Below are 17,374 nucleotides of genomic sequence, written 5' to 3' on the forward strand. Positions count from 1 at the left end.
TCCGGGTGCTGTGCGAACTCCGCGGCGGAGTTCTGATTCACTTCTCCCAATTCAAGACCGTGCGAGGGATTGTCGTGGCCACAGCTCAAACCACAGCACAGGCGGATCCGCCCGGAGCCAGGCGGAACGAATGGATTCTGGTCATCTTCACGGGCACCACCAACATCGCCGACGCGGTGGCCCGGATCGCCCTCCCGCTGCTCGCCGCCCAGATCAGTCGATCACCCGTCGTGGTCACCGCCGTCGCGGCCATCATGAGCCTGCCGTGGTTGGTGGCCGCGCTGCACGTCGGGGTCTTCGTCGACCGGATGGACCGGCGGGCCCTGCTGATGGGCGCCGAGATCGCCCGGATGGTCTCCGTCGGCGCGCTCCTCGTCGCCGTACTCTTCGCCAGCCCCACGCTGGCGCTGATCTACGCCGCCGCCCTGGTCATCGGCCTGGCCGACGTGGTGGCCGGGATCGCCGGAGTCTCCATCGTCCCGTCGGCCGTGCCGAAACACCGCTGGGAGACCGCCAACGCGCGGATCACGGCCCTGGAATACCTGTTCAACGGCTTCGCCGGGCAGCCGATCGGCGGCTTCCTGGTGGCGGTCGGGTTCGGGCTCGCGCTCAGCGTCACCGGCTTCGCCTACGTGGCCGGCGCGGTCCTGCTGCTCCTGCTGGTCGGCAACTTCAAGGTCGCGGCCCCCGTGCGCAAGCGCTCGGTCAACGAGGACATCCGCGAGGGCCTCCGGTTCCTCTGGCAGCACCGGCTGCTCCGGACGATGGCGCTGCTCATCGCGATCATGGCCGGCTGCTGGGCGGCGTGGCTGGCCCTCATCCCGGTCTACGCCGTCGGCGGCCCGCTCGGCCTCGACGAACGGCAGTACGGCTTCCTGCTCACCGGCCTCGGCGCGGGCGGGGTGATCGGCACCGTCATCGTCGGGCCGGTCAACCGGTGGATCGGCCGACGCTGGTCCATGTTCACCGACATCGTCGGCGCCTTCGCCCTCGTCGCGGCCCCGGCGCTGCTGCCCGCCGCGCCGTCCAGCGCCTGGGCCATCGGCGCGGCGGCGTTCCTCGCCGGTGCCGGCGGCACGATGTGGACGGTCAACTCCCGGTTCATCACGCAGTCCCTGGTGCCGGCCGACATGCTCGGCCGGTTCAGCGCCGCGAGCCGCCTCGTGGCCTGGGGCATGACCCCGGTCGCCGCGATCCTCGCCGGCCTTCTCGCCGAGTTCTTCTCCTACCAGGTGGCGTTCGGCTTCTTCGCGGTGCTCTGCGTACTGCTGATCTACCCGTTCTTCAAGGTGGTCACCCGGGAGCGCATGGCTGAGGTCGACGGCCCGGCCGCCGCCCCGGCGTCCGACGGCCCGGACGACAGCGGGGGCGCCGGCACCGCCGACGACGGCGGGGACCTGCCGGAGGCGGCGACCACCGGCGGCTCCCGGTGAGCGCGGGCGGCCCGACGCTCTTCCAGGGGTTCACCGACGCGGTCCGCCGGCATCCCGACGCCCCGGCGCTGCGCGTCGCCGGGCACGAGCTGACGTACGCCGAACTCCTGGACCGGGTCGAGCGGCTGGCCACCCGGCTGGTCGCCCTGCACGGCCGCCCGCCCCGGGTCGTCGGGCTCTGCGCGTCGCGCAGCCTCGGGGCGTACGTCGGCTATCTCGCCACCCTGCGGCTGGCCGCGACCGTCGTGCCGCTCGGCCCCGACGCGCCGGCGGAGCGGATCCGGCGGACCTGCGCCCACGCCGGGGTGGACGCCCTGCTCGCCGACGACGCGGGCGGCCGGGTGGCCGACGAGGCGGCCGGGCCGGTCGGCGTCCTGCACCTGCCCGACACCCCGCAGCAGCGCTGGTACGACGTGCCGGCCGAGCGGTGGACGGACGCGTACGCCGGCGGCCCCGACGACGTCGCGTACACCCTGTTCACCTCCGGATCCACCGGCACGCCCAAGGGGGTGCCGATCCGGCACCGTAACCTCGCCCCCTACCTCGCGCACTGCGTGCAGGCCTACCAGGTGGGGCCGGGGTCACGGCTGTCGCAGACCTTCGAGCTGACCTTCGACCCGTCGGTGTTCGACATGTTCGTCGCCTGGACGTCCGGCGCGCTGCTGGTGGTCGCCGCGCCCGGCGACACCCTGGCCCCCGTCCGCTACGTGAACGACAACCGGATCACCCACTGGTTCTCCGTACCGTCGGTGATCTCCCTGGCCCGCCGCCTGCGCACCCTGCGTCCCGGCAGCATGCCGGACCTGCGGTGGAGCCTCTTCGCCGGTGAGCAGCTCACCCTGGCCCAGGCGAGGGCGTGGGCGGACGCCGCGCCGGGCAGCACCCTGGAGAACATGTACGGGCCCACCGAACTCACCGTCACCTGCACCCGCTACCAGCTTCCCGCCGATCCGGCGCGGTGGCCCCGCACCAGCAACGACACCGTGCCGATCGGGCGCATCCATCCGCACCTGGAGGGGGCCCTGCTGGCGGCCGACGGGACCGCCGGGGACGACGGCGAGCTCTGCGTGCGGGGCGGCCAGCGGTTCGACGGCTACCTCGACCCCGCGCAGAACCTCGGCCGGTTCGTCGACCACGACGGCCGCCGGACGACGCCGGTCGACGGCCCGCCCGGCCCGGCGAGCTGGTACCGGACGGGGGACCGGGTCCGCCGGGAGGACGGTGAGCTGGTCCACCTGGGCCGGCTCGACGACCAGGTCAAGATCCACGGCTACCGGATCGAGCTGGGCGAGATCGAGTCCGTCCTGCGCCGGCACCCGGGGGTGCACGACGTCGTCGTCCTGGCGCTGCCCGGTGCCGGAGCGGTCGAGCTGCACGCGCTCTACACCTGCGACACCGTGGCGGAGGCGGCCCTGGCCGCACTGGTGGCCGACCACCTGCCGCCCTACATGGCGCCGGCGCGGTACCACCGGGTCGAGTTCTTTCCGGTCAACGCCAACGGCAAGGTCGACCGCCGGCGGCTGGCAGCGGACGTCGGACTGGTCTGAGCGGCCCCGACTCCCACCACGCTCACGAATCGAGAGCAGAGATGCCCATCCCGCGGCAAGCACCACCCGCCCGCCTGCGTTTCCGGTTGATGGGGCCGGTGGAGTTCCACGACGGCGTCCAGTGGCGGGGGATCGGCTCGGCGAAACAGCGTGCGTTGCTGGCGATGCTGCTGCTCAAGGCCGACCAGGTGGTGTCGCTCGAACAACTGGTGGCCGAACTCTGGGACGACGACCCGCCGGCCTCGGCCAGCGGCCTCGTCGCCGGGTACGCGTGGCGGCTGCGCCGCGCCCTGAACGACCGCGACGGCCGCGTCCTGACCACCCGCAGTCCGGGCTACCGCCTGGTGGTCGCCGCGGAGACGATCGACATCGGCGAGTGCGAGCGGCTGATCAGGCAGGCCCACGCCGATTTCGCGGCCGGCCTGCCGGGCGCCGCTGTCGAGGGGTTCGACGCGGCGCTGGCGCTGTGGCGCGGTGCCCCGCTGGCCGACGTCCGGCCGACCCCGCTGGTGATGGCCGAGGTGGCCCGCCTGGAGGAGACCCGGATCGCGACGGTCGAGGCCCGCATCGGCGCCGAGCTGGAGCTGGGCCGGCACGGCATGCTGCTGCCGGAACTCAAGGTGCTGGTCAGCCAGCATCCGCTGCGGGAGCGCCTGCACGCCCACCTGATGACCGCCCTGTACCGCGACGGCCAGCAGGCGGTCGCCCTGGGTGCGTACCGCGACCTGCGGCGGTTGCTGGTCGACGAGCTGGGCATCGAGCCCAGCGAGTCGCTGCGCGACCTGGAACAGCGGATCCTGCGCAACGATCCGGCGCTGCGGCTGCACCACCCGGGGGCCCGCCCACCCGTCCGGGTGGTCACGCCGATCCCGCCGGCCTCCCGGTTCCCCGCCGACCCGGTGGCCCTGCACGGGCGGGCGGCCGAGCTGGGCCGGCTCGTCAAGGGCGTGCGGTCCGGGCGGCCGGGCGTGGTCCAGGGGCTGGCCGGCGCCGGCAAGACCGCCCTGGCGGTGCGCGCCGCGCACGAGCTGGCCGCGGAGCACCCGGGCGGGTCGGTGTTCGTACCCATGGGCGGGGGGACACCCGACGGGCCGGCGGAGGCCGCCCGGGCGGTGCGGGTCCTGGCCGAGGCGCTCGGGTTGTCGTCGCCGACGGGCGATCACCCCGCGTCGGGCTGGTCGGCCCTGTTGACCGGCCGTCGGGTCGTGGTCGTCCTCGACGACGTGGCGACCGCCGCCCAGGTACGCGTCCTCGGGCCGGTGCCCGTCGGCTGCGCCCTGATCGTCACCTCACGCTCCGGGATGACCACCCTCGACGGGGCCACCCGGGTCTCCGTCGGCTCCCTGGACACGGACGACGCGCTCGACGTGCTCCGGTACCACCTCGGCGCCGAGCGGGTGGACGCCGAGCCCGAGGCGGCGCGCACGCTCGTGGAGCGCTGCGACGCGCTGCCCCTGGCCCTGCGGATCGCGGCCGCCCGGCTGGCGACCCGGCAGAACTGGTCGCTCGCCGCCTTCGCCGCCCGGCTGGCCGACCCCGCCGCCCGGCTCGACGCCCTGGTCTGCGAGTCGATGTCGATCCGGGACTGCCTCGCCGGCGCGGTGCGGGTGCTGACCCGCTACGGCGACGGCGACGGCGTGGCGCTGCGGGCGCTGCGGCTGCTGAGCCGGCTGGACCGGGGCCTGGTCGGCGTGTCGAACCTCGCCGCGCTGTCGGGCCAGCCGATGGCCGCCGCCGAGGTCGCCGCCGAACGCCTGGTCGACGCGGGGCTCGCCGAGGCGCTGCCGGACGGCCGCTACCGGATCCCCGAGCTCGTCCGCGCCCACGTGCGCGAACTGGGCCGCAGCCCGGAGTGCGACCAGGTCGTGGCCCTGCGCGGTCAGCATCCCACCACGACTGCCCGACCGCGCCGGTGAGCCGGCCGGTACGGGCATGCGGCGCGGCGGCCCGGCTGCCGGCGGCTGGTCGTCGCCGGGTCGGCCGTCGGACCGGCCGGTCAGGCGACGGCGATCGCCTCGATCTCAATGATCCACTCCGGGTCGAAGATCCCGGTGACGATCACCGTCAGCGCGGGGCGGTGTGCGCCGAGCACCTCGTTGCGGACCTTGGTGTTGACGTCGGCGTGCCGGCGGTCGGCCAGGAACGTGGTGACCTTGACCAGATTGTCGACGTCCATGCCGGCGTCGGCGAGGACGGCCCGGATGTTGTCCCAGACCAGCCGGCACTGCGCCTCGGGGGTGGCCGGGACGTGGCCGTCCCGGGACTGGGGGATCTGCCCGCTGATGAACAGCATCCGTCCGGCGGTCTGGACCTCCAGCGCGTTGTGGTAACCGCCCGTGGCCTCCGGCACCGATTCGGGGTTGATCGGCCTCATCTGCATGGTCTCGATCACGTGTAGTCCTTCCGATTGTCCGGGAGAATCCGGATTACGGACTGTGACCTTAGTCTAAAGGTCGTCCCGGGGGACCGAATCCCGGACGGACCGGAACCGCGTCTCGTCCGGGTGCTTTCTGATACCCGGATCGGGCTCCCGCCCAACCTTCCCCGGCGAGGGGGACCCCCGATGGTGGCGCCGACCGGCTGACTCCGGGGTTGACCTGAAGCGGCATTGAGGTTGTCGGATGGGGGCATGCGTGCCATTCGGCTTCACGAGTTCGGTCCCCCCGGAAACCTGGTGCTCGACGACCTGCCCGACCTGACACCCGGCCCCGGCCAGGTCCGGATCGCGGTGTCGGCGAGCGGCGTGCACCTGCTCGACACGACCCTGCGCCGGGGCGAGGCCGGCGGCCCGCTCCCGCTGCCCGACCTGCCCACCATCCCCGGCCGGGAGGTCGCCGGCGTCGTCGACGAGCTGGGCGAGGGCGTGGACGGGGCGTGGCGCGGGCGGCGGGTCGTCGCGCACCTGGGCATGGTGCCGGGCGGGTACGCCGAGCAGGCGGTCACCGACGTCGGCTCGCTGTACGCCGTACCGCCGGGGTTGACCGACGCCGAGGCGGTGGCCGCGGTCGGCACGGGCCGTACCGCCCTCGGGGTCTTCGACCTGGAACGGCCGACGGCGGACGACGTCGTCTTCGTGCCCTCGGCGGCCGGCGGGGTCGGCTGGCTCCTGGCGCAGGCCGCGCGGACGACCGGCGCCACCGTGGTGGCGGCGGCGCGCGGTGCCGACCGGACGGCGAAGCTGCGCGAGCTGGGCGCGGACCTCGTGGTGGACTACGGCCGCCCGGACTGGGCCGAGGTGGTGCGGGACCGGGTCGGCGGACTGAGCCTGGTGTACGACGGGGTGGGCGGCGCGGTGGGCCGGGCAGCCCTGGAGCTGACGGGGCCGGGCGGCCGGTTCATGATGTTCGGCTGGTCGGCGGGCGAGGCCACCCGGATCGACACCGGCGACGTCATCGGCCGGGGCCTGACCGTGGGCTGGCTGGGTCAGCGGATTCGCGCCCTGCCCGGCGGCATCCCGGCGCTGGCCGCCCGGTCGCTGGAGCTGGCCGGGCAGGGCTGGTGGCGACCGCTGGTCTCGACCTACCCGCTGGCCGACGCCGCCGCCGCGCACGCCGACCTGGAGGGGCGCCGGGCGCTCGGCAAGGTGGTGCTGACCGTCGCACGCTGACCCGGCGCCTCAGCCGGCCGGCCGGCGGGCCACCAGGTACGCCTGCGGCGTGCGCTCCGGCTGGCTCCCGAAGGCCTCGGGCTCGCGCACCATCCGGACGCGGACGTCCAGCCCCGCGTCGGTCAGCAACTCGGCGACCCGGTCCGGTCGGCGGCGCCGGAATTCCAGCGAGACCGGGTGGCCGAGCGCCTCGGTCAGGTGCAGCGGCTCGTCGCCGACCTGGAACGCCAGGACCAGGTGACCGCCGGGCGTCAACGTCCGGTGGAAATCCGCGAAGGTGGCCGGGAGCAGCTCGTCCGGGACGTGGATGGTCGAGTACCAGGCCACGATGCCGCCGAGGGAGGCGTCGGGCAGCCCCAGATCGGGCATCGCGCCCACGTCGAAGCGCAGGTCGGGGTGGGCCCGGCGGGCGACCTCGACCATCCGTGGGGAGAGGTCGACGCCGAACGCGTCGAGCCCGAGCCCGTGCAGGTACCCGGTGAGCCGGCCGGGTCCGCAGCCGACGTCGGCGACGGGCCCGTTCCCGGCGGCGCGCACGAGGTCGGCGAAGGCGGTGAGGACCGCCCGCTCCCACGGGTTGGCGACCAGCTCGTCCTGGAGCCGTTCGGCATAGTCGACGGCCAGGGCGTCGTAGGACGATCGGGTGTCATGCGGGTGCCCGGATTCGATCACGTCCAGGCACGCTACCGGTCCTGCGCGCCGGACCGCGAACACCTGCGCTACGCGGCGTAGGCGGACGTAACGAGATTCGTGCACAAGACGCTGCGCCGGCAGTCCGCGCGGATTCCTACTGGCGGGAATAGGCTCCGTCGTATCGGCGGCCAGCACGGTGATGGCCATCGCGTACCGGAGGTCGGACGCGGATCGAGGGGGCGCGTCCGGCGCCGGTGTCGCCGCCTCCCGTCGCGGCCCGGCTCCGTCAGCTCCCCGGAAGCTGCTCGGCCCTCGTGACCACCCGGTCGATCAGCCCGTACTCGCGGGCCTGCTCGGCGGTGAACCACCGGTCGCGGTCCCAGTCCCGCTGGATCTCCTCCAGGCTGCGCCCGCTGTGCCGGGCGATCAGCTCCTGCATGGTCCGCTTCACGTGCAGCATGTTCTCCGCCTGGATCGTGATGTCCGCGGCGGTGCCGCCCATCCCGCCGGACGGCTGGTGCATCATGATCCGTGAGTGGGGCAGCGCGTAACGCTTGCCGGCCGTACCCGCGCAGAGCAGGAACTGCCCCATCGAGCCGGCGAAGCCGAGCGCCACCGTCGCCACGTCGTTGCGGACGAACCGCATCGTGTCGTAGACGGCCATGCCCGCGCTGACCGAGCCACCCGGCGAGTTGATGTAGAGCACGATGTCACGCTCCGGGTCCTCGGCGGCGAGCAGCAGCATCTGGGCGCAGATCTGGTTCGCCGAGGCGTCGGTGACCTCGGTGCCGAGGAAGATGATCCGCTCCTTCAGCAGCCGGTCGAACACCTGGTCGCCGAAGGACGGCTGCCCACCGTCCAACATCCGTACGTCGACACCGATCATCGCGTCCGCCCTTCCGGCACTGCCGGCGGGCGACCGGAGGGCGCCCGGGGGACCGGCATCTCCAGCCTGCGCGGAACGGGAGGCGCGGGGCCAGCCATTCTGCCGGCGGCAGATCAGCCGACGGCAGAACGGGCCGGCCTAGACGACGGTCAACGTCCGTGCGCCCGTCCGCGTCCGCCCGCAGCCCAGCGCGATGCGGGTACGCGGGCCGGAGCGCCCGCCCACGGCGGAGGCGGGCCGCCCGACCCGCAGGGTCGTGCCGCCCGGGCGCGGAGCCAGGTGGAGCAGGGGGCCGCCGGCCCGGGGAGCGACCCGCGCGGCCGGGGTGGCGGCGTCGGGCCGGCCGACCTCCGCCCGCTCCAGCCGGGTCAGGCCGGCCCGGGGCGCGGCCGGGATGCGCGGCTCGACCCGACGCAGGTCGTCGCGCGCCTCTTCCAGCAGGTCGGACAGGTGGATGCCGAGCGCCCGGCAGATCGCCGCGAGCACCTCCGAGGAGGCCTCCTTGCGACCGCGTTCGACCTCGGACAGGTAGGGGACCGACACTCCGGCGGCCTCGGCCACTTCGCGCAGCGTGCGGCCCTGCCGCAGCCGGAGCCGGCGTAGCACCCCGCCGATCACTCGTCGCAGCAACGACATGCGGGCCTCACTCTCGGGCTCGTCGTCCGGGACACCCCCATCATGCCCCCTGCCGGGCGCGCGGGTCGTCCCGTCGTGTCGCGCGCCGTGGGGCGAGCCGTGGTGACCCGGGTCGACGACCCAGCCGTGCGAGATCCGCGTAGGCCGCTATGTTGTGGTCGTGCAGGCGACGACAGGGCCGGGACAGGCCCTCACGTGATCCACTTTCCGGCCCAGCGACGGGGCCCCCTGAGCGCGCTGAGTCTCCGGCTGGCCGCCGCCCTCGGCCTGGTCTTCGCCACCGTCGCCGTGGTCTACCTCGACCGGGACGGCTACCGCGACGTCAACGAGGACGCGCTGACCCTCCTCGACTGCTTCTACTACGCGGTGGTCACCCTCTCGACCACCGGCTACGGGGACATCACCCCGGTCAGCCAGACGGCCCGGCTGATCAACGTCGTCTACATCACGCCAGCCCGGGTGATCTTCCTGATCATCCTGGTCGGCACCACTTTGGAAGTGCTGACCGAGCAGTACCGCACCGGGCGTCGCCTGTCGCGGTGGAGGAGAGCCGTGAAGGACCACGTCATCATCTGCGGCTACGGCACGAAGGGCCGCAGCGCGGTCTCCGCCCTGCTGGAGAACGGGCTCGACAAGTCCCGGATCGTGGTGGTGGAACGCAGCGGTCCGGCGCTGCGGCAGGCCACCTCGGCCGGCCTGGTGGCGATCGAGGGCTCGGCGACCCGCTCGTCGGTGCTCAACGAGGCGCACGTACGCAACGCCAAGGCGGTGATCATCGCGACCGACAGCGACGACGCCTCGGTCCTGGTGGCGTTGACCGTACGGCAGCTCACCGCCGGGCAGGTGCGGATCATCGCCGCCGCCCGGGAGGCGGAGAACGCCCCGCTGCTCAAGCAGAGCGGCGCCCACCACGTGATCGTCTCCTCGGCCACCGCCGGCCGGCTGCTGGGCCTGTCCACCTCGGCCCCGCCGCTGATCGACGTGGTGGAGGACCTGCTCACCCCCGGCCAGGGCATGGCGCTGGCGATGCGCTCCGCCGAGCGCTCCGAGGTGGGCCGCTCGCCCCGCGAGCTGGAATCGCTGGTCATCGCCCTGGTCCGGCGGGGCAAGGTGGTCACCCTGGCCGACAAGGCCGGCGCGGTCATCGAGACCGGCGACATGCTGGTGCACGTACGCGACGACCGTCCTCAGGCGACCGTCGCTCCCTGACCGGTCCCGCCGTGCGTCGTGCCCGGTCAGGCTCTTGGGCTGAGTCAAGAATCCCCTTTACGGATCTATCTCGACGACGGAATGCTTGCTACCGTTTGGCGGCTCGGAATTGCCAGCGGGCGTGACAATTGACCGCAGTCGACGTACTGTCGCTGGCTCCGGCGACGGGGGCAACATCTTTCGCGCGGAGGCTCTGGCCTCGGGCGTTGACTGTCGTCTTCCCGTCCGGTCGGGCATGTCCGCTGCGCCGTTCCGAGTGCCTCGTTAATCGAACGACGGGAAACAATAAGTGGCTGAAGTGGCAAATTCCGCAGGATCCGGACGGCGCTGGTCGGCCGGCGTCGTGGCGGGCCTCGCCCTGGCGGGCGCGGCAGTCGTCGCGCCCGTGACCGTCGCGCAGGCCGCCCCCGCCGGGGGTGGCGTGTACGACGCGGCGAGCGGTTCTCAGGCCGAGCGCCCGAGGAAGCTGCCGAACCTGCAGAAGGGCAAGATCGAACTGCCCACACCGGGCGCCAAGGGGCCTCGCTTCCAGTCGGGTACGAGTGCGAAGCCGCGCATCGTCGGGGGAGGCCTCGCCAGCGCGTCGGAGTTCCCGTACATCGTCGGTGTCGTCAGCACGCTGCAGATCGACGGCACGTACTACTGGTGGTGGTGCACCGGCACGATCGTCGCACCCAACAAGGTGCTGACGGCCGCGCACTGCACCGCCGACGGCCCGGGCACCACCCGGGTCATCGCCGGCAACGACCAGCTCCTCGACGAGCAAGGCAACATCCTCGACGGCAGTGGGTACGTCGCCGAGGTCGGTTCCACCTGGACCCACCAGGGCTGGAACATCGTCGAGAACTACAACGACCCGTCGGTTCCGCTGCGGAACGACATCTCGGTGCTCACCCTCAAGAAGAACCTGCCGACCGAGTACACGCCGGTGTCGCTGAGCACGCAGGGCGACGCGACGCCGTACGTGGCCGGCACCTCCGCGGTGATCGCCGGTTACGGCATCGCCTACGACGGCGCCGGTAACGAGGTCGACGACAGCCGGCTGCGCAAGGCGACGGTTCCGATCCGGTCCGACTCCGTCTGCGGCAGCTACATGGTGCAGTACGACCCGGCCGGGATGACCTGTGCGGGTGAGGGCGGGGGCACCCCGACGAATCCGGTCCCCGACACGTGCTCCGGCGACTCGGGCGGCCCGCTCATGGTCGGCGGCAAGCAGGTCGGTGTCACCACCTGGGGTTCCGTCGTCTGTGGTTCGGAGCCGGGCTACTACGTGCGGCTGAACAACTACGTCAACACGGTGAAGGCCGACTTCACCCGGCCGCCGCTGATCAACGCCGACTGGTCCGGCGACGGGCACACCGACCTGATCGGCCGGGACACCGCCGGCAACCTGCAGCTGTTCTACGGCGCCGGGTTCGCCAACAACGGGGTCGGCGGCTTCTACTACGCTCCCCGCCAGATCAACTCCGGTTGGGGCAGCTTCAAGCGGGTCTTCCGCGTCTACAACTGGAACGGCGACCACAAGCCGTCCATCATGGCGATGAAGACCAGCGGCGAGTTGTACATCTACAACAGCGACGGCGCGGGCAACTTCGTCGGCGGCGGCAAGCTGATCGGCACCGGCTGGGCGAACTTCACCGCCCTCATGGTGACCAACAACTGGATGGGCAACAACCGGCCGAGCCTGCTGGTCCGCAAGTCCAACGGCGATCTCGTCCGCTACACCAGCAACGGGGCGGGCGGCTGGGAGAACCCGGCGGGTACCCGGATCGGCACCGGCTGGAACGGGTTCAACCTGTTCCTCACGCCGGGCGCCTGGAAGGGCGACGGACTTGAGGTGATCATCGGCCGTACGTCGACCGGCGTCCTCAAGATGTACCAGTCCGACGGCGCCGGTGGTTGGACCAACCCGGCCGGCACCCAGATCGGCAGCGGCTGGGCCAACTTCAAGAACATCATGACGCTGGGCGACTGGAACGGCGACAACATGATGGACATGCTGGGCATCAACAGCAGCAACCAGATGCGGCTCTACACCACCAACGGCAAGGGCGACTGGATCGATGCCAGCGGCAAGGTGATCGCCAGCGGCTGGGGCGACTACAACCTGATCTTCTGATCAGGGGAGTCCCATCCGGGAAGTAACGAAAAAGGGGCCCGCAACCGACCGGTTGCGGGCCCCTTTTTCGTCGTACCGGCAACCGTGGCGGCCGGTCGCGATTCTTGGCGGGATGGCGGCCGGCCGCGCCGGTCAGAGGATGGTCCAGGTGTCCCCGCTGGCGAGGAGGCCGGTGAGCTGCTGCTCAGGGGTCTCGGTGACCTTCGCCTTCGCCTCGGCGAGCTGCTCCTGCACCACGCTGTCGTACGACGGCCGGTCCACCGAGCGGAACACGCCGATCGGGGTGTTCCGCAGGTCCAGGCCGGGCAGCCGGGACAGCGCGAAGGCGTACGCCGGGTCGGTGACCGTCGCGTCGTGCACGACGATCTCACCCGGGCTGACCGACGCGGTCTCCCGGACCTCCAGGCCGAACCCGCCGGGCGGGTGCACGACGCAGAACTGCCCGTCCTTGCCGAACGTGATCGGCTGCCCGTGCTCCAGCCGGATCAGGAAGTCGTCGCGGGTGGCCGGCTCCTTGAGCTGGTCGAACGCGCCGTCGTTGAAGATGTTGCAGTTCTGGTAGATCTCCACGAACGCCGAGCCCTGGTGCTCCGCCGCCGCCCGCAGCACCGACTGGAGGTGCTTGCGGTCCGAGTCGATGGTGCGGCCCACGAAGGTGGCCTCGGCCCCGAGGGCGAGCGACAGCGGGTTGAACGGCGCGTCGGCCGAGCCCGCCGGGGTCGACTTCGTGACCTTCCCGACCTCGGAGGTCGGCGAGTACTGCCCCTTGGTCAGGCCGTAGATCCGGTTGTTGAACAGCAGGATCTTCAGGTTGACGTTGCGGCGCAGCGCGTGGATCAGGTGGTTGCCGCCGATGGAGAGGGCGTCACCGTCGCCGGTCACCACCCAGACCGACAGGTCGGGCCGGGAGACCGACAGGCCGGTGGCGATCGCCGGGGCGCGGCCGTGGATCGAGTGCATCCCGTAGGTGTTCATGTAGTACGGGAAGCGGGAGGAACAGCCGATGCCGGAGACGAACACGGTCCGCTCGCGGGGGATGTTCAGCTCCGGCATGAACTGCTGGATCGCGGCGAGGATCGCGTAGTCGCCGCAGCCGGGGCACCAGCGCACCTCCTGGTCGGACTTGAAGTCCTTGGCGGTGAGCTTGAGGGCGACGGGCTCAGACATTCTTCAGGACCTCTTCCAGCATCGTCTCCAGCTCGGCGGCCGTGAACGGCAGGCCGCGGACCTGGTTGTAGCCGATCGCGTCGACCAGGTACTTCGCCCGGATCACGTGGGCGAGCTGGCCGAGGTTCATCTCGGGGATGACCACGCGGTCGTAGGAGCGCAGCACCGTGCCGAGGTTGGCCGGCATCGGGGCGAGGTGTCGCAGGTGCGCCTGCGCGATGGCGTGGCCGCGCTGGCGCAGGCCCCGGCACGCCGCGCCGATCGGCCCGTACGTGGAGCCCCAGCCGAGCACCAGCACGCGGGCGTCGCCGTCCGGGTCCTCGACCTCGATGTCCGGCACCGGGATCGTCTCGATCCGGGCCGCCCGGGTGCGCACCATGAAGTCGTGGTTCGCCGGGTCGTACGAGATGTCGCCGGTCTTGTCGGCCTTCTCCAGGCCGCCGATGCGGTGCTCGAGGCCGGCGGTGCCCGGGACGGCCCACGGTCGGGCCAGGGTCTCCGGGTCGCGCAGGTAGGGCAGGAACGTGGTGCCGTCGTCGCCGTTGGGCTTCGTGGCGAACTCGACCCGCAGGTCGGGCAGCGACTCGACGTCGGGCAGCAGCCACGGCTCGGAGCCGTTGGCGACGTAGTTGTCGGACAGCAGGATGACCGGCGTGCGGTAGGTCAGCGCGATCCGGGCCGCCTCGATGGCCGCGTGGAAGCAGTCCGACGGCGACTTCGGCGCGATCACCGCGACCGGCGCCTCGCCGTGGCGGCCGTAGAGCGCCATGTTGAGGTCGGCCTGCTCGGTCTTGGTGGGCATGCCCGTGGAGGGACCGGCCCGCTGCACGTCGACGATGACCAGCGGCAGCTCCAGCGCCACCGCGAGGGAGATCGTCTCGCTCTTGAGCGCGACGCCCGGGCCGCTGGTGGTGGTGACGCCGAGCGAGCCGCCGTACGACGCGCCCAACGCCGCGCCGACCGCGGCGATCTCGTCCTCGGCCTGCATGGTGAGCACGCCGAAGCGCTTGTGCTTGCTCAGCTCGTGCAGGATGTCCGAGGCCGGGGTGATCGGGTAGGCGCCCAGGAAGACCGGCAGCCCGGAGCGGACGCCGGCGGCCACCAGGCCGAGGGACAGGGCCGCGTTGCCGGTGATGTTGCGGTAGGTGCCCGGCCGCATCTTCGCCGGCTTGACCTCGTAGCGGACCGCGAAGTCCTCGGTGGTCTCGCCGAAGTTCCAGCCGGCCCGGAACGCCGCGACGTTCGCCGCGACCAGCTCGGGGCGGGCGGCGAACTTGCGCTCCAGGAAGCGCAGCGTCGACTCGTACGGCCGGTTGTACATCCAGGAGAGCAGGCCGAGGGCGAACATGTTCTTGGCCCGCTCGGCGTCCTTCTTGGACACCGCGAGCTCGGCGAGCGCGCCGACCGTCATCGAGGTCAGCGCCACCGGGTGCACCACGTAGCCGGCGAGGGAGTCGTCCTCGAGTGGGTTCGACTGGTAGCCGACCTTGGCCAGGTTGCGCCTGGTGAACTCGTCGGTGTTGACGATGATGTCCGCGCCCCGCGGCAGGTCGGCGAGGTTCGCCTTGAGCGCCGCCGGGTTCATCGCCACCAGCACGTTCGGCGAGTCGCCGGGGGTCAGGATGTCGTAGTCGGCGAAGTGCACCTGGAAGCTCGACACGCCCGGCAGGGTGCCGGCGGGAGCCCGGATCTCCGCCGGGAAGTTCGGCAACGTGGAGATGTCGTTGCCGAGCTGCGCGGTCTCCGAGGTGAACCGGTCGCCGGTGAGCTGCATGCCGTCGCCGGAGTCACCGGCGAACCGGATGACCACCCGGTCCAGTTGACGGATCTGCTTGGTCACGCCTGCACCTCGCTTCGCTGGGCGCGGTCGCGCGGGCGGCTGAACGTGATGGTGACCTCGCCTTGCCCGGCCACGTGACCTCCTTGACGCACCGCTGCACCAGACCCGCCGAGGCGGGCCCGGTCCGCTGTAGTTACCTCACCTGAGAGCCTACGTCGAATCGCGGCTCCAACCTTCTCGGAGGCCGCCCTGTGGGATGCGATCCAGCGAGATTCCACCCCGATTTGAGGTGTTTCCGTCCGCCCGCCGTAATCCAGATCACCGGTCGCGGGGTGGGCGGGACGCAGACCTTGTCGGACCGGGGCCGCCCGGGTCACTCGGTCGGTGCCGTGGACGGTCCACCCGCCGGGGCGGCCATCCGCCGCCGCAGGGAGGTGGTCGCCAGCGTGAGGGCGAACACCACCAGCAGCGTGGAGACCACGATCAGCAGGATCGCCGTCCGCCGTACCGAGCCACCTTCGCCGTCGCCGCTGACGGCCGCTGGGTCAGCGGCGAGCACGCCCTGCGACCCGGTCGGCGCGGGCGGCGAGGCCACCGGGGTCGCCAGCGCGGCGGCGGCGGTGATCCGGAAGCTCATCTGCACCTGCCGGGCCCGACCGCTGCGCGGGTCGAGCTGGCCGCGCACCGCGCCGGCCAGCGGGGCCTGCCGCTGCGCCTCGGGGGTCGCGGAGACCGGCAGCCGCAGCTGCGCGGTCCGGCCGGCGGCGAGGGTGCCCAGCTCGCAGCGCGTACGGGAGGGGTCGATCGCGGTGCAGCCGGACGGGGGCGTCGGCACGGTCACCCCGGCCGGCAGGACCACCTCGATCCGGCCCTCGGCGTCCACCTTCCCGGTGTTGCCCAGGCGCACGTCGAGCCCGCTCGACCCGCCACTGATGTCGAAGGAGACCGCGTCGGCGTCCAGCCTGATCCCGGGCACCGGCGGGCCGGGCGGGAAGAGCACCGCGAACCCCTCGTCGTCGGCCACCGGGCCGGGCACGCCGGGGGCGGTCGCGGTGACCCGGACGGAGCCGCTGAGCGGCATCCGCTTCCAGGCGTCGCCGTCGACGCGTACCCGGAGCAGGGTGCTGAACCGGGCGCCGGGCGCGCTGGCCCACTCCCCGCAGCGGTGCTGCCCACCGCCGACCAGGGCGCAGCCCGCGGTGCCGGCGTCGGACAGCCCGGCCGGCAGCGTGTAGGCCAGCCCGATCCGGGCGGGCGTGGCGCCCGTGTTCGTGATGGTCACCCGGAGCGTGGTCACCGTGCTCGGCGCGTTCCAGTACGCGGCGGTCAGGGTGATGTCGTCGGTCGTGACGCTGACCCCGGCCAGGGGCGCCGGCGGGGTGGCGGCGGGCGCGGAGGGCCGGACCGGCGGCACCGACGGCGCCGGGGGCGGTGCGGCGGTGGTCGGCGCGGCGGTGGTCGGCGCCGGCTGCTCCGGAGCCGTCGTCGTCGGGGCCGGCTCGGTCGTCGGGGCCGGTGGCGTGGTCTCCGGCGGCGGCGCGGTGGTCGAGGGCGCCTCGGTGGGCACCGGCCCCGTGTCCGTCGGATCCGCCGTGGGCGTGTCCCCGCCCGGCTCGCCGGCCGGCTCGGTCGTGGTGGAGGCGGCCCGGGCGGCGGTCGGTGCGGCGGTCGCCCAGCCGGGCACCGCGGCGACGGTCAGTCCGACCGCGAGGCCGATCGCCAACAGGGGCACGGCGCGTCGGTCACGCGCCCGCCGGCCGGGCCGTACGTCCACGCGAGCCATCTGTCCTCCGGTGACGATGAGTGAGATCCCAATATTCGACAATTGTTGCCAGAGGGCACTAGTCCCGCCGGGAAACGAATCCGTAACGGGTTTGACCCGGGCCGCGACGAGGAGCGGTAGGCTCAGCGACCGTGACCGGTTACCTGGGCTCGTACGCGACGCTCGGGCTGCTGCTGCTCGCCAGCGTCCTCTTCTTCGTTACGGCGTTCTCGGCCAACCGGGTGTTACGTCCTGCCCGTCCGGCGGATCCCTTCGGCAAGCGCACCAGCTATGAGTGCGGCCTCGACCCCGTCGGCGCCGACTGGGCGCAGATGCAGATCCGTTACTACGTGTACGCGTACCTCTACGTGTTGTTCGCCGTGGAGTCGGTGTTCCTCTTCCCCTGGGCGGTCGTCTTCGACCGGCCGGGGTTCGGCATCGTCACGGTCGTGGAGATGGCGGTGTTCGTCGCGGTGCTGGCGCTCGGCATCCTCTACGCCTGGCGCAAGAACATCCTGCGCTGGTCCTGACCTCAGCCTCGGTCAGCCACTCACCACCCTGTCCCGCCGTGGGCGGCCGACGGTCGCCCCGCCGT

14 protein-coding genes are annotated in these 17,374 nt (G+C 72.5%); 7 read left to right on the plus strand and 7 right to left on the minus strand.

Annotation, left to right across the window (positions count from 1 at the left end):
- The first annotated feature begins 74 nt into the window (after nt 1–74).
- Genes ACPXCB_RS18875 through ACPXCB_RS18885 form a run of 3 tightly spaced genes read left to right on the plus strand, consistent with a single transcriptional unit; the run spans nt 75 to nt 4,896 of the window.
- Entirely contained in the window at nt 75–1,433 is a 1,359-nt protein-coding gene (locus ACPXCB_RS18875; protein WP_425876961.1) for an MFS transporter, read from the plus strand.
- Nucleotides 1,430–2,980 (plus strand): amino acid adenylation domain-containing protein, encoded by a 1,551-nt coding sequence (locus ACPXCB_RS18880; RefSeq protein WP_425876962.1) that lies wholly within the window; start codon nt 1,430–1,432, stop codon nt 2,978–2,980. The genes ACPXCB_RS18875 and ACPXCB_RS18880 overlap by 4 nt, the downstream gene beginning before the upstream one ends.
- 41 nt (nt 2,981–3,021) lie before the next feature.
- The gene (locus ACPXCB_RS18885; protein WP_425876963.1) at nt 3,022–4,896 is read left to right on the plus strand and encodes a BTAD domain-containing putative transcriptional regulator; all 1,875 of its coding nucleotides are present in this window, start codon (nt 3,022–3,024) and stop codon (nt 4,894–4,896) included.
- Between the two features lie 80 nt (nt 4,897–4,976).
- On the opposite strand, the gene ACPXCB_RS18890 is transcribed toward ACPXCB_RS18885, so the two are convergent.
- Entirely contained in the window at nt 4,977–5,372 is a 396-nt protein-coding gene (locus ACPXCB_RS18890; protein WP_151455537.1) for a RidA family protein, read from the minus strand.
- Nucleotides 5,373–5,609: 237 nt separating this feature from the next.
- Here ACPXCB_RS18890 and ACPXCB_RS18895 point away from each other — a divergent pair, with 237 nt between their 5' ends.
- On the plus strand, nt 5,610–6,587 hold the full coding sequence (locus ACPXCB_RS18895) for a zinc-binding dehydrogenase (RefSeq protein ID WP_425876964.1): 978 nt from the start codon (nt 5,610–5,612) through the stop codon (nt 6,585–6,587).
- A gap of 9 nt (nt 6,588–6,596) precedes the next feature.
- On the opposite strand, the gene ACPXCB_RS18900 is transcribed toward ACPXCB_RS18895, so the two are convergent.
- The 3 genes from ACPXCB_RS18900 to ACPXCB_RS18910 form a co-directional block, all read right to left on the minus strand.
- Nucleotides 6,597–7,259, minus strand: a complete 663-nt coding sequence (locus ACPXCB_RS18900) for a class I SAM-dependent DNA methyltransferase (protein WP_425876965.1) — start codon at nt 7,257–7,259, stop codon at nt 6,597–6,599.
- Between the two features lie 247 nt (nt 7,260–7,506).
- The gene (locus ACPXCB_RS18905; RefSeq protein WP_425876966.1) at nt 7,507–8,106 is read right to left on the minus strand and encodes a ClpP family protease; all 600 of its coding nucleotides are present in this window, start codon (nt 8,104–8,106) and stop codon (nt 7,507–7,509) included.
- A gap of 138 nt (nt 8,107–8,244) precedes the next feature.
- Nucleotides 8,245–8,742, minus strand: a complete 498-nt coding sequence (locus ACPXCB_RS18910) for a helix-turn-helix domain-containing protein (RefSeq protein ID WP_425876967.1) — start codon at nt 8,740–8,742, stop codon at nt 8,245–8,247.
- A 195-nt stretch (nt 8,743–8,937) separates the two neighbouring features.
- Between ACPXCB_RS18910 and ACPXCB_RS18915 the strand changes: the two genes are divergently transcribed.
- Complete coding sequence (locus ACPXCB_RS18915; RefSeq protein WP_425876968.1) at nt 8,938–9,951, plus strand: potassium channel family protein; 1,014 nt, start codon at nt 8,938–8,940, stop codon at nt 9,949–9,951.
- A 298-nt stretch (nt 9,952–10,249) separates the two neighbouring features.
- Nucleotides 10,250–12,070 (plus strand): trypsin-like serine protease, encoded by a 1,821-nt coding sequence (locus ACPXCB_RS18920; protein ID WP_425876969.1) that lies wholly within the window; start codon nt 10,250–10,252, stop codon nt 12,068–12,070.
- A gap of 132 nt (nt 12,071–12,202) precedes the next feature.
- Here the strand turns inward: ACPXCB_RS18920 and ACPXCB_RS18925 are convergent, their stop codons facing one another.
- From ACPXCB_RS18925 to ACPXCB_RS18935, 3 genes are all read right to left on the minus strand, one after another.
- Complete coding sequence (locus ACPXCB_RS18925; RefSeq protein WP_425876970.1) at nt 12,203–13,237, minus strand: 2-oxoacid:ferredoxin oxidoreductase subunit beta; 1,035 nt, start codon at nt 13,235–13,237, stop codon at nt 12,203–12,205.
- Nucleotides 13,230–15,077, minus strand: coding sequence for a 2-oxoacid:acceptor oxidoreductase subunit alpha (locus ACPXCB_RS18930; RefSeq protein ID WP_425876971.1), 1,848 nt, complete (start codon nt 15,075–15,077; stop codon nt 13,230–13,232). Before ACPXCB_RS18930 ends, ACPXCB_RS18925 begins: the two co-directional genes overlap by 8 nt.
- Nucleotides 15,078–15,390: 313 nt before the next feature.
- The gene (locus tag ACPXCB_RS18935; RefSeq protein WP_425876972.1) at nt 15,391–16,800 is read right to left on the minus strand and encodes a hypothetical protein; all 1,410 of its coding nucleotides are present in this window, start codon (nt 16,798–16,800) and stop codon (nt 15,391–15,393) included.
- 131 nt (nt 16,801–16,931) lie between these two features.
- Here ACPXCB_RS18935 and ndhC point away from each other — a divergent pair, with 131 nt between their 5' ends.
- Nucleotides 16,932–17,309: an NADH-quinone oxidoreductase subunit A gene (ndhC, locus tag ACPXCB_RS18940; protein ID WP_425876973.1), complete on the plus strand. Its 378-nt coding sequence runs from the start codon at nt 16,932–16,934 to the stop codon at nt 17,307–17,309.
- Nucleotides 17,310–17,374: the final 65 nt, after the last annotated feature.

The sequence above is a fragment of the Micromonospora sp. DT62 genome, from assembly GCF_049847285.1.
In the GTDB taxonomy this organism is placed as follows: Bacteria; Actinomycetota; Actinomycetes; order Mycobacteriales; family Micromonosporaceae; genus Micromonospora; species Micromonospora reichwaldensis.

What these genes read in the sequence shown, in the direction of transcription:
- ACPXCB_RS18885 (WP_425876963.1), top strand. Translation starts at nt 3,022, where the DNA reads ATGCCCATCCCGCGGCAAGCACCACCCGCCCGCCTGCGTTTCCGGTTG.
- ACPXCB_RS18895 (WP_425876964.1), top strand. Translation starts at nt 5,610, where the DNA reads ATGCGTGCCATTCGGCTTCACGAGTTCGGTCCCCCCGGAAACCTGGTG.
- ACPXCB_RS18905 (WP_425876966.1), bottom strand. Translation starts at nt 8,106, where the DNA reads ATGATCGGTGTCGACGTACGGATGTTGGACGGTGGGCAGCCGTCCTTC.
- ACPXCB_RS18910 (WP_425876967.1), bottom strand. Translation starts at nt 8,742, where the DNA reads ATGTCGTTGCTGCGACGAGTGATCGGCGGGGTGCTACGCCGGCTCCGG.
- ACPXCB_RS18925 (WP_425876970.1), bottom strand. Translation starts at nt 13,237, where the DNA reads ATGTCTGAGCCCGTCGCCCTCAAGCTCACCGCCAAGGACTTCAAGTCC.
- ACPXCB_RS18935 (WP_425876972.1), bottom strand. Translation starts at nt 16,800, where the DNA reads ATGGCTCGCGTGGACGTACGGCCCGGCCGGCGGGCGCGTGACCGACGC.